Raw genomic sequence first — 12,790 nt, 5'->3', positions numbered from 1 at the left:
TTCTATAGAAGAACGTCATGCAGAAAACAAGCCCGTCATGCAGAGCATGTGGCGCATCAAGCCAGGGACGAAGCATCTCGCTCGAATCGTTGGTTTAGCTCTGCAACGTCAGCACGCGAGATGCTTCGGCTCCGCCTCTGCATGACGGTCTTGTTTCGTGAGGTTTTACTTTTTCTTGTCTTCGGCAGGTATGGTTCCAGTGCGCAAGGCTCGGTACTTTGGCTCTAGGCCGGCGGCTTGCTTGATGGCGTCGGATAGCATCGGGCCGTTGTTTTTCCAGACGTTGCCGGGTCCGTTGGCATTGGCGAGGAACTTCTCGGTGGGGCACCAATTGTCCTGCACCGTAATGTTGGACGAACCCTCATCTAGGTAGAGGTAGAACCAGTGGTCGGGGTCGTGCACGTAGGGCGCGTGGGCAATATCCTCCACCCGGTTTTCGGTGATGGTGGTGCCGGGCTGCGCCGACAGCGTATAGACGCCGGCCACGTCGTAGGTGTGCTGAGCGTAGTGGTGGATATAGTTGGCTGTCACGCGGTTGTCGCGCATGGCGTTGGCCGTTTTGGTCCAGCCCCAGCCCACGCTGATGCCGGTGTAGGGCACCTCACTGATTTCGTTGTGGCGGATGGTGGTCTGGCGCACGAAGCCGGCGGCAATGCCCACGGCGCCCCAGTCCTCGTTGCCGCAGTCGGTCAGCAGGTTGTTTTCCAGCAACTCGTTAGTGCAGATTTCCCGTTCGTCTTTGGGGTTGTAGGGCAGGTGGGTTTCCACGCTTTCGTCGGAGAATTTGCCTAACTGAATGCCATTGCCGGCCACGTCACGGAAGGTGCAACCTACCACCACGTCGTCGTGGGTGCCGCTCTGGTAGTCGAGGGCAGTAAAGCCGGTGTGCAGAAAGCGGCAGCTTTCGAAGCGCGTGTGGTGCGCGCCCGCCACCTGCACGGCAGCCGGTGGGCGGCCAATCCAGGCCTGGTTTTCGAGGCCGGCTTTGTCGGGCGTGCCGGGCTTGGCCAGCGAGTAGCCATCGAGCAGATACATACCGGCTTGCAACGGCACGTGGCCCTGCTGCGAAGGCCGCAGCCAGGTGGTGTAGGCGAAGGTCAGGCCCTTGAATTGGACGTGGCTTACCGGCTGATCGAGGGTGCCTTCTAGGCGCAGCACCGTTTCCAGCGCCGGTGCCACCACCTGCGCCGTGCTCAGGTTTTCGCCGGGGCGCGGCCAGTACAGCACCTGCCCGCGGGCGGCATCATAGTACCACTCGCCGGGCTGGTCGAGCAGTTCGGGGGCATTGGTGAGGTAGAAGGCCGAGCTGCCGTTTTTGCCGTCGATGATGGGCCGCGGCCACGGGTGCTCGAACTGAATCCGGCTTTCGGGCTCCTGAAACGTCACGCGGGCTTTGTCACTCTGCACCGTTATCGTTTTGATGCGCAGCACGTTCACGGCCCACATCTGGTGCAGTACCATCTCGGCCCGGCCCGGCTGCCGTAGTCCGCTTAGGGCCGCTGTTGGAATGAAGGTGTCGCGCTTGTCGGTGTCCCAGGTGAGCAGGCGGGGCAGGTTGTCGTTGTTGGGCGTGCGGGCACGCGTGGCTTTGCGGCCGTTCACCCAGAGCTGCCGAAAGTCCAGCGGTTGGCCGCCTACTTTCGGTGCGTCGGCCACCCAAACCTGGCCACGTGCCGCCTTCGGCAGCCCGGCCAGTGTGGTAGTCGGCTTGCGCCAACCCGCCACGGGCACTCCTCCACTGAGCACGGGTTGCTCGCCGGGGGCCGCTTCTACTATCGTGGGGCTTTCGGCCGTGCCGGAATCTTCGGGGCGAAAAAACCACGGTTCCGTTAGTCGGTATTCGCCCCCCCGAACCCAGATGTGCACGCCCTTCTGCACCGAGGCATCGTGCAAGCGGCGCAGGTCGCGGGCTTGCCGTAGCGCCATGTTCAGCGTGGCCAGTGGCTTGTCGGCGGTACCAGGGTTGCGGTCCGAGCCATTCGGTGCCACCCAGATGTCAGCCGCCTGCGTACTGGCTGCCAGCAGATTGAGGACTATGAATAAGGTTTTCCGGAAGATACCGTCTGTCATGCTGAGCTTGTTGAAGCATCTCTACTGCTTCGTTGGATTACCAATCAATCGTCAGCGGTAGAGATGCTTCGACAAGCTCAGCATGACCGCCAACCATATTTTTACTCGCTCCCCTTCTATTGAGGCCCCGAACTAGACTATCTAGCTCTAGTTTTTTGCTTCTCCTGTAGAGGTGGCTGGTGCGGTTTTGTTGAACAGGGCCTGCAATGCCTCGAAGCTGTGGATAGCGTTGGCGGGCAGCAGCTCTCCTTTCGGGCCGAACACTTTCTGGGCTTCTTCCTTCTCTATTGTCACCTTCGACTCGTCTAGCTTGCCGCTGGCATCTTCGGCGGCGGAGAGGTTTAGGCGCTGGTGCTGGGCCAGGAACTTGTACATAGCTTGGCGCTTGTTGGCACCGTAGTCGTGGCCTTCCTTGGGGAAATGCGCGTTCTGCACGAGGTCGGTTTTGCCGTAGTAGCCGTAGAGCTTTTGGAGGTAAGGATAGGCTACTTCGGGGGTTTGGGCGGTCCAGTCGCCGCCGTCGGTGATGGCGAGTTGGGGGCGCGGGGCGGCCATAGCGGCCAGTTCGGCGTTGTTGGTGCCGCCGCCGCACAGGTGTACCGGCTGGCCACTTTCGCAGGGGCAGCCCCCGCTGTGGTAAGTGGAGAGCATCACCACCGGCACGCTCACTTTGATACGGTCATCGAGGGCCGTGAGCAGCATAGTTTGGCTGCCGCCGCCCGAGCCGCCGGTGATGGCCACGCGGCTGGGGTCCGCATTTTTCAACGATAACAGATAGTCAAGGGCCCGCTCGCCGTTCAGAGCCTGCACCGACATGGCGAGGCTGCGACGGTGGTCTTCGCCTTTGAATTGCAACAGCGACTCGCCCCAGGCAAACAAATCGTAGCTGTACACCATAGCTCCCATCCGGGCCAGCGTGGCGCAGCGCTTTTGCGCATCGGCCCGGTAGCGCCCGTCGCCAAAGTGCCCGTCGGGGCTGATGATGACGGGCACTTTGCCTTTCACTTTCAGGGGCTTGTACACCGAGCCAGTCATGTAGAGGCCCGGCAGAGTTTCCAGCGCCACGTTTTCTACGGTGTAGCCGTCGAACTGCCGCTTGTTGGTGATGATGGGCTTGCTGGCGGGCTTGGTTGGCATGGGCGAGAGTTGGAGCGCTTGCCACATGCAGCTGCGCAACTCGGCTTTGCGCTTTTCCCAGGTGGCGGCATCGTGGTACTGGCTGGCGAGGTAAGCCAGTTGCGCGGCGCCTTCCTCGGGCGTTTTCAGGTGGTACTGGAAGGTCTTGAGCTTGTAGGCTTTGTCGCCGGTTTTGGTGACTTGCAGATCGAACGGCGCTAACACGTTTTTCAACGTTTCTTCCACATCCGGCCGGAAACGCCACTCGGCATACGTCACCCATTTGTCCTTCACCATCGCCGCATCGGGCCTGATTTTCACGCCGTAGCGCTGCTGAATCTGGTCGAGCACCGTTTGCAGCGGCTCCCGGTATTGGTCGTCCGAGTTCTGGGCCACGGCGGCCGTGGTCAACAGCAGGAAAGCAAGAAGGATGCGGAGGGTTCGGAGCATGGGTGGAGTAGTGCTTAAAACGAAATGTAGCCCGTCATGCAGAGGCGCAGCCGAAGCATCTCGCGTGGTATCGTTGGGTTAGTAATCCAGACGTCAGCACGCGAGATGATTCGCTACGCTCTGCATGACGGGCTTTTTTAAGATTGACGGGCTTCTTGACACGCTGTTAGTCCTGCGTAATCTCGGCTGTGGCGGATGGGGCTTTGTAGCCTTTCAGGGCGGGCCACTGGCCGTTTTCAATCTTCACCAGCTTTACCTTTTTCAGGTCCAGCACGGCGTGCTTGATGCTCTTGCGGCGCCAAGTGTACACGAAATGCACCTTGCCGTCCTTGGTTTGAATCACCGAGGGGTAGGAATACTGGCTGATGGGCGAGTCTTGCAGGATAGCCGCCGCGTACCACTCCTTGCCGTCCTTGGAAATCGAGACGTTCAGCGGGGTGCGCGGGCCTTTGGCCAGGGTGCCGGGCGGTAGCACGTGGTTGTACACCAGCAGTTGGCGGCCGTCCTGCAAGGTCACGGCGTCGGTGCCGGAGTTGTTGCCGGGTAGGGTGGTTTTGGCCAGCGGCGTCCAGGTCTTGCCTTGGTCCGACGACCACGACTCCAGAATGGCCCGGTCGCGGCTGCGGCAGAGCAGTTGCAGGCGGCCGTCTTTGTGGGTGAGGATGCTGGGCTGAATGGCGCCTTTGGTGTCGCCGTTGGCAATCGGCCCGATCATGCTCCAGGTTTTGCCGAAGTCGGTGGTGGCTTCCAGGTGTACGCGCCACCCGTCGTTGCCCTCGGTGCTGGTGGGGCTGAGCAGGGTGCCATTCGAGAGCAGCACCGGCTTGTTCTTCACCGGCCCGATGTAGCCCTCCGGCAAGGCCTGCGCCGCCGACCACGTCCGGCCGTTGTCCTTGGAGGTGCGCATCCACCCTTTCCAGTCCGAGGGCTTCGGACCGATCTTGTAGAACAGCAGCAGTTCGCCGCCGGGCACCTGGTAAAGCACCGGGTTCCAGGTAGGGTAGCGCAGGGTTTCGTTTACCACGCCGTTGGCTACTTCCACCGGCGCCGTCCACTTGCCGTTTTCCATCCGGCTCACCCAGATGCCTACGTCGGGGTTACGCTCCTTGGTGCCCCCAAACCACGAGGCCACCAGGCCGGCTGGCGTTTCGGCAAGGGTAGCGGCGTGGCTCTCCGGGAAGGGCATCTTCTCCAGAATGAACTCGTTGGTGGTGACGGCACGCTGCCAGGGGTTGGGCTGAGTTTTGGCAGCTGGGGTCTGCGCTACCGAGCAGCTGGCAGTTAGGCAAGTAGCGAGTAAGAAGGCGAGGGTATGTTTCATTGGTAAATCGTCTGTCATGCAGAGGCGGAGCCGAAGCATCTCGCGTGCTGACGTTGGAACAGTATTGTCATGCTGAGTGCAGCCGAAGCATCTCTACCGCTTCGGCTGCACACGTCAGGGGTTAGTTTGGCGGTAGAGATGCTTCGGCAAGCTCAGCATGACGTTCTTTTTGTTTTGATTCAGTTTCTATTTCACTTCAAAGGCGTAGTCCCCGGAGCCAACCTCAAACACGGCCCGGTCGCCATCCTGGCGCACGAACTTCACGCCCGTGGCAGATGCCGCTTTTTTACCGCCTTCCTGCACGTCTTTCGCATTTTTGGCGGGGATATAGACCAGCGCTTTGGTGTTGCCGGGCACGGTGATGTTCCAGGTGAAGCGCTTGAGCTCCTGTTTCCAGCTGCTTTTTACCAGGCCGCGCACCGAGCGGTACGAGGCCTGCACCGACGTGAGGCCGGTGGTGGGCGTGGGCTTCATTTCCAGGCGCTGGAAGCCGGGGGAATCGGGGGCGGACTTGATGCCGGCCAGGTTTTCGTAGTACCAAATCAGCAGGTCGCCGAGCAGCATCACGTGGTTTTGGGAGTTCATGGCGGGGTCGGCGGTGTTGCCGTTCCACAGCTCCCAGATGGTGGTGGCGCCGTTGGCGGCCATGTAGCCCCAGCTCGGATAGTCGCGGTTGGTGGCGAGGCGCAGGGCAACATCGGGGCGACCGTGCTCGGTGAGGCCGCGCATCAGCCACTGCGTGCCAATAACGCCGGTGCTGATGTGGCCCTTGTTTTCCACCAGAATCTTGTCGGCAATGTTCTGGAATACTTTGCCCTGGTCTTCCTCGGGTACCATGCCGTAGGCCAGCGGCAGCAGGTTGGCCGTGACGGTGCCGTTGCTGTACTGGCAGGTTTCCTTGTTCAGAAATTTCTGGTTGAAGGCGGTTTTCAGGTCGGCGGCCAGCTTGGCAAACTCCTGCGCGTCCTGCGGCTTATCGAGCACCTTCGCGAAGCCCTGCATCAAGCCCAGCATGTGGTAGTAGGTGCTGCTGGCAATGAGTACGCCGTCGGTGTTGCGGGCAGGGTCCTTGGAGTGAATCAGCTCTTTGGACTCGGGTGGCACGCACCAGTCGCCGTACTTGTCTTTGGTGATGAGGCCGTTTTCCGAGTAGTTCTGACGCATGTAGGTCAGCCAGCGCTTCATGGAATCGTAGTGGCGGGTGAGCGGGGCGGCGTCGCCGTACTGCCGGTAGAGCATGTCGGCGATGGTGAGGTAGGTGCCGGGCCAGGTCACGTTGTCGCCGTAGTAGCGCCAGAACGCGGGGGCCACGTCGGGGATGCTACCGTCGGCTTTTTGGGCCTGCTCGATGTCGGTGAGCCACTTGGCGTATAGGCGCGAGTTGTCGAACACGAAACTCTCGCCGTAGGCCCCGGTAGTCCGGTCGCCGAGCCAGGGCTGCCGCTCGTTGCGCTGCGGGCAGTCGATGGGCATGCCTTTGTAGTTGCCGCGGATGCCCCAGTAGGCGTTCTTATATACTTGGTTGATGGTGGCGTCGGAGGTGGTGAACTCGCCTGTGGCGGCAATGTCGTCGTACACGATGCGGCCGTCGAAATCGGCTACGGTGGGCGCGGCGCCGGGCCAGTTGCTGATTTCCGCGTAGCGGAAGCCGTGGAAAACGAAGGTTGGCTCCCAGGTTTCGCGGCCGCCTCCTTTGAGCGTGTACACGTCGGTTACGCGGGCGTCGCGCAGGTTGGCCACGTACAGTTCGCCGCTCTTCTGCAAGGTTTCGGCGAAGCGCAAGGTCACCTTCTGGCCTTTCGGACCGCTGGTGCGCAGCCGCAGCCAGCCCACCATGTTCTGGCCCATGTCCAGAATGTACTTGCCGCCAGCCAACGGTTTGATGGACACCGGCTTGATGGTTTCCATCACCTTCATGTTCTCGTTCATCTGCGCCTCAAACGCGCCGCCGGGCTCCTGCACCAGCTCGGCCTTCCCCCACTTCTTGGCGTCGAAACCGGCGGTGCTCCAACCGGGCATTTCCTTGGTGGCGTCGTATTCTTCACCGTCGTACTCGTTGTTGGTGCGGATAGGGCCGTCGGCGGTGCCCTGCCAGGTATCGTCGGTTTTGATGACGTCGCGGGTGCCGTCAGCGTAGGTTACTTCCAGTTGCATGAGCAGCTTGGGGTAACCGAAGGTCTTGATTTTGTAGGGCTTGTAGTTCTGGCGCATGGCGTAGAACCGGCCGTTGCCGAGCACGGTACCCAGCGCGTTGGGGCCCTGCTTGAGCAGCGGCGTCACGTCGTAGGTGTTGTACTTCACGCCCTTGGTGTAGTCGGTGGGGCCGGGCGCCAGCACTTGGTCCCCTACCCGCTGTCCGTTCACATACAGTTCGTACAGCCCCAGCCCGATGATGTAGGCCGTGGCTTGCTTGATGGGCTTTTCGGTTTTGAATTCCTTGCGGAAGTAGCGCGCCGACAGCCGGGCGTGGCTCTCCTCTTTGTCCCAGGCAAACGCCCGGTCGAAACCAATCCAGCGGCCTTTCCAGTCCAGGTAGTTCAGCAAGCCCACGCTCCACCGGGCCGGCGTGCTCCAGGCGGTTTCACCCTGGTTGGTCCAGGTGCGTACTTTCCAGTAGCACTGCGCCCGGCTCCGCAGCGGCGCGCCCGCATACGCCACGTGCACCGACTGCCCGGAATTCACCTTGCCCGAGTTCCACAGGTCGCCTTCGTCGGCGGCCAGCTTCTCCGGCGTGGAGGCCACCAGCACCTGGTAGGCGGTTTGTTCTAGGTTACGCTCCGGGCTGCCAACCTCCCAGCTTAGGCGCGGCGCAATTACGTCGATGCCTTCGGGGTTGGTGAGCAGTTCACAACGCAGGCGCTGGAGTTGCACGGCGGCAGGCCGGGGTTCCCGGAAGGCCGTGAGTAGCAAGATCGTACAAAGAAAGGCGAGCAGGCGGTTTGCGTTCATGGGGCAGGGCCTCACCCCCGGTTCCCGCCGTTTTCAGGAGCAGGAATGCCTACCGATTGGCAAGCGTGGGACGCGGGGTTGTGCAGAGCACTTTTGGCGTCCCATAGTTCACCAATTTTTCAACCAGTTCATTCTACGATCTTAGCAAGATGCTTTAGGATTTGGGCATGGTGGGGTGAGTTGATAACACTATGGATATAATTATATGTAATCACCCCAAAAGCGACTATACTTTTCATTTTTAAAGTAGTCTAATCTGTCCAGCTTCTGCCTAGCTAATTCTACAGTAACCTTGTTGAATAACTTTGAATACTCCGTTCTAATAATCGACTCTTCGAAACATAAATCAAGTCGACCAGCAGCTTCTAACTTCAACAATGCTGATTGTATATAATTACCACCTTCCGCATTTGCAAAAACAGACGCAACAATTGCTGGCGTACGATTATCAATTAATTTATGAACAAGTGCTATATCAACACCCACATTTAACTTGTCGATCATCTTAATTCTATCATCAATTAATTTATTATAACGCTGCTCTATATTAAATATTTCTATATCTTCAATTGAGTTATTTGAGTCAAAATTCTGAATTGGTTTTACTATCGATTGAGCCTTACTATTCTTAAGTAAACTAGAAAATTCTTTACTAAACTCTGAGATTATTTCTTCATCATCAATACAAACTATATTCTCCTTGTTATACCTACGAGCTTTGACTGTCCAATTATAAGAACCAGTTATTACTCTTTTGTCGTCTATTATACAGAATTTATGATGCATAATATAGTTAAATTTTAGGTCATTTGAGAACATGACACTATCACCTAACTTTTTAAGCTGACCTAACATTAAATTTATATCGTCGTTAAACAATATTATTTTCACTTCTACATTTTCTATGTTTTTTTTGTTTATCAAAAGCTTTAAGAGTGCTGGATCAGTAAACCAGGCTATTGCCGCATTAATGGACACTTTAGCATCTTTAATCTCCTGGTATAAAAATGGAAAAATTTCGCGGTTCAACTTAAAAATAACACCCATCACCTTGATTAAACATTATTTTTTTACCACTCTCTGGTCGCTATCAACTCTTCTATATCAGCCTCAAAACCATAAGCCTTTGCCACGAAGGCAAAATCCTCGGCAATAGCCTCTCTTGCACCTGTTTCTATCTCACTATCAGCATCAAAAAATTCCTCCTGCAAGTCGTTGAATTTGTCGGTGGCAGCGTGAGTCAACTCGTACAATTCATTCAACGACTTAGGTTGTTCTTGCTCGATTTTGAAGCACAGGCCTACCAAGATGGCTTTGCCCTTGTCTACTAGCTTACTTGGGAAATACGAGTCTTCATACATTTCTTTCAGGAAAGAATAGCTTCTAACCAATTCGTTTTTAAGGTCTTCTTGCTTTTTGGCCATCTTGATATTTGTAAAATTTATAACGGTGCTCAAGTAACGAGTTTCTATCCTCTTCATACAAACAGCGGGTAGCAAACCTCATTGGCTTGCTACCCGCTGCTACATCCTAACGCTTCTCTCCTACCGTTTCCCAACGGCCGCAGGTGTCGCCTGTTGGCCGGTGAAGTCGAAGTAGAGGGTGATTTCCTTGGCGTACGAGGGGTCTTTGCTGTAGTCGTAGTACATGTTGGTTTTGCCCATCGGGCCCATGTTCTCGGCTTTCTGCGACTTGGTGCCGATGGGCGTGATGCCGTGCATGAAGGAGATGCTGCCGCTCGGGAAAGCCGGGGCCGTGTTGTAGGGCGTGGCCGAGAAGCGCGGCGTGAACAGGCGCAGGTACACGTCTTCCTGGTCGCAGACTACCGTGAAGGGCTGGCCGGTGGTTTGGAGCGTGAGCCAGTAGAAATTGGAGTAGTAGCCCTTGAACTCGGGGTACTCGGGGCCGCGGGTGCCTTCCATTTCGCCGGTGCTGGTGTCGTTGTAGCCTTTGGTCCAGACGCCGAGGTTAGTGCCCTTTATCCGGTCTTTCCACACGCGGTAGGGGCCGTCGCCGCGCCACTGGGCGCCGCGTACCTCTTTCTCGGGGTAGGTGAAGCTCAGGCCAGCCAGCGCGAAATCGTAGTCTTTGGGGAAGTACTTGGCACTCATGCGCACCCAGCCCGAGGGGTACACCGTCCACTGCAACGACTGGTAGCGGCTCTTCTTAGCGAACTTGGCCTCGATAACCACGTTCTGACCGTCCTGGCGCTGGGTCAGGCCTTCAAACATAGTTTCGCCTTCGGCCAGCACAGGGCCGTTGGTGAGCGGAATCACGCCTTTGGCATTGCGCACGGAGCGCAACACCCCCGATTTACGGCCGAACGTCAGCTCCACGCCGTTGGCGGATACGGTGTACAGCGAGTCGGTTTCGGTGAGGCGGGCGGCGCTGGGGCCATCCACTCGAATCAGCTGTTTCGCTACGGCTTCGGGGCGGGCAATGGGCCAGCTCCAGGTGTAGATTTCGCGGCCGGCGGGGTCCTGGGCCGTGATGTAGAGCACGTCGTGCTGCTGCCAATCGGTGGGCAGATCGAGCTTGAGGGTGCCGTAGGTGCCATTCGGCGTTACGGATGGAGCCGTTACGGTGCCGGTTTTGGTAACGGGCGCGGCTTTGCTGCCTGGGCCGGGCAGCTGCGCCAGCTTCCAGGTGAACTTGCACTGGTTGAGGTTGGTGTAGTGGAAGCGGTTCTGCACCCGGAACGAGCCATCGAAGGCCGGCGTGATTTCGCGGCGCTCGAAGAACACGGGGCTCCACACTTCCTTGATGGTGAAGTAGCTTCCCTCCTTCTCGCGGTACGGCCCCAGGATGCCGTCGGCGCCGTGGTTGCCGTCGGTGTCGAGAATGCCGCCCTTGTCAGTGCGGACTACGCCGGCGTCGGAGAAGTCCCAGAGGAAACCGCCCGCCGAGCGGGGATGCGCCCACATTTGCTCCCAATAGTCTTCGAGGCCGGCGCCGTGGCCGCCGTCGTAGAGGCCGTGCAGAAACTCGGTGGGGAACACCACGTTGTGGCCCTGCAAGTGGGTGCCGTTGCCGTAGTCGTAGTTGATGTAGTGCTGGGTGTCGGTGCCGCGGAACACCTGCCAGGCATGAATGACCGGGCGCTTTTGCAGGTCCATCCGGTCGAGCACGGGGTCGAGGTCGAAATTGTGGCCGCCTTCGTTGCCGTTCACCCACACCACAATACTCGGGTGAGTTTCGTCTTTCACCACCATTTCCTCGGTGAGCTTGGTGCCAGTGGGCGTGTCGTAGTTGGCGTGCCAGCCGGCCACTTCGTCGAGCACCATGAGGCCCAACGAATCACAGGCAGCCAGAAAATGGTCGTCGGGCGGGTAGTGCGACATGCGCACGGCGTTCATGTTCATGTCCTTCATCAGGTTCACGTCCAGAATGCTGAGCGCCTTGCTGGTGGTGCGGCCTGAGGTCGGCCAGAACGAGTGGCGGTTGACACCCTTGAACTTGACTTTAGCGCCGTTGACGTAGATACCGTCCCGCTCGCGCAACTCCACCGTCCGGAACCCAATGCGCTTATCCACGGTGTGTACCGGCTGCCCGCCCTTGCGCAGCGTGAAAGCCACGCGGTATAGGTTTGGACTTTCGGGAGTCCAAAGCTTGGCTTGGCTGAGCGTGGTTTGCAGACGCGTGGCCGCGCCGCCCGCCGCTACGGCTGCCCGGAACTCGGCACCGGCTTTCTGCCCATCGAGGGTGTAGAGCTGGCCGACCACTTCATCGGCGGCGTTGCCCTGGGTGTACACATCGGCCTTGAAACTGCCGTCGGCCTTAGCGTCTACGGCTACGCGGTTGATGTGCGTGGCGGGCAGCGCCTCCAAGAACACCGGCCGGAAGATGCCGCCAAACAGCCAGAAGTCGCCGCGCCGCTCGGCATCGTTCACCGATTCGTTGGCGGAGTGCTTAGAAACGGTGGCTTCGAGTAGGTTGGTTTTGCCGGGCTTCAGCAGCTTGGTAATGTCGTACTTGAAGCGGTAGTAGGAACCCTGGTGCATCGGCCCGGCGGATTGCCCGTTGATTTTCACCTCGGTATCCGACATCGAGCCGTCGAACACTAGGTTTATCGTCTTGCCGTCCCAGGTTTTGGGCACCTTGAATTCGTACTTGTAGAGGCCCTTCTCCTTGCCGCGGTCCGGGTCTTTGTCGTGGCCGTAGTTGTACTTGCCGAAGCCTTGCAGCTCCCAGTTCGAGGGGACCGGAATGGTGGTCCACTTGCCGGAATTGCGCCCGGCGGTGCAGTAGAACTTCCACTTCTTGGTGTGGTCCTTATCGGTGCCCGACAGGAATTGGGTTTCCGTTTGCTGGGCGTGAAGGCTAAGCGGCAGTGGAAGGAGGGCAAGGAGGGCGAGTAGGAGACGTTTGGGCATATTGTGCTGGTGTGGGGCCTCACCCCCCGGCCCCCTCTCCGAAAAGGAAAGGGGGAGCCTGACGACTTACGGCTTTGGGTAGGTGCTAATGTTACTTACAGATTGGCTTTAATAGCCTTTAGGATTTCTTCGATTTCGTTGATGGCTTGTTCATTAGGGAAGCGTAGAATTCGGTAGCCTAGCTCAATTAGCAAGGCTGAGCGGCCTTTGTCGTATTCTGCTTGGTCTGGTTCTATGTGTCCAGCGCCGTCTAGTTCTACAATAAGTTTGTGCGAAAGGCAGACAAAGTCTGCGATGTAGCGGTCGATACAGTGCTGGCGTCGAAATTTCACGCCGAGTTGACTGTTCCGCAGCCGTTGCCACAGTAGGTCTTCGGCTGGTGTGGGCTCGTGGCGCATTCCTCGGGCACGCCCACCCAAATTCAGCTTTCCATATTGCTTTTTATCAGCAGTGAAGACTTTGTCTTGAGGTAGGTAAGGCTCAGTAGGCTCCATCTGATCAGAAAATTAAC

The 12,790-nt window shown here is 58.1% G+C and carries 8 protein-coding genes; all 8 read right to left on the bottom strand.

All coding sequences use genetic code 11. From position 1 onward, the window contains the following. Positions 1–165: 165 nt before the first annotated feature. Complete coding sequence (locus G536_RS26565; RefSeq protein ID WP_022822757.1) at positions 166–2,070, bottom strand: right-handed parallel beta-helix repeat-containing protein; 1,905 nt, start codon at positions 2,068–2,070, stop codon at positions 166–168. Between the two features lie 147 nt (positions 2,071–2,217). After that, on the bottom strand, positions 2,218–3,636 hold the full coding sequence (locus G536_RS26560; RefSeq protein ID WP_022822756.1) for an alpha/beta hydrolase family protein: 1,419 nt from the start codon (positions 3,634–3,636) through the stop codon (positions 2,218–2,220). A gap of 166 nt (positions 3,637–3,802) precedes the next feature. Continuing rightward, a complete protein-coding gene (locus G536_RS0106380; RefSeq protein WP_026879897.1) occupies positions 3,803–4,957 on the bottom strand; it encodes a sialidase family protein in 1,155 nt (384 codons plus the stop codon). A 186-nt stretch (positions 4,958–5,143) separates the two neighbouring features. Then, positions 5,144–7,906: an alpha-L-rhamnosidase gene (locus G536_RS0106375; RefSeq protein ID WP_026879896.1), complete on the bottom strand. Its 2,763-nt coding sequence runs from the start codon at positions 7,904–7,906 to the stop codon at positions 5,144–5,146. 201 nt (positions 7,907–8,107) lie between these two features. Continuing rightward, complete coding sequence (locus G536_RS30415) at positions 8,108–8,953, bottom strand: phospholipase D-like domain-containing protein (protein WP_022822755.1); 846 nt, start codon at positions 8,951–8,953, stop codon at positions 8,108–8,110. A 23-nt stretch (positions 8,954–8,976) separates the two neighbouring features. Next, entirely contained in the window at positions 8,977–9,330 is a 354-nt protein-coding gene (locus tag G536_RS0106365; protein WP_033369808.1) for a DUF5713 family protein, read from the bottom strand. Positions 9,331–9,450: 120 nt separating this feature from the next. Next, positions 9,451–12,279 (bottom strand): glycoside hydrolase family 2 protein, encoded by a 2,829-nt coding sequence (locus G536_RS0106360; RefSeq protein WP_022822753.1) that lies wholly within the window; start codon positions 12,277–12,279, stop codon positions 9,451–9,453. A 95-nt stretch (positions 12,280–12,374) separates the two neighbouring features. After that, complete coding sequence (locus G536_RS0106355; RefSeq protein ID WP_022822752.1) at positions 12,375–12,773, bottom strand: endonuclease domain-containing protein; 399 nt, start codon at positions 12,771–12,773, stop codon at positions 12,375–12,377. Positions 12,774–12,790: the final 17 nt, after the last annotated feature.

The organism is Hymenobacter norwichensis DSM 15439, assembly GCF_000420705.1.
In the GTDB taxonomy this organism is placed as follows: Bacteria; Bacteroidota; Bacteroidia; order Cytophagales; family Hymenobacteraceae; genus Hymenobacter; species Hymenobacter norwichensis.
The sequence above is the reverse complement of the archived record's forward strand: the minus strand, read 5'-3'. Positions and strand labels throughout refer to the sequence as shown.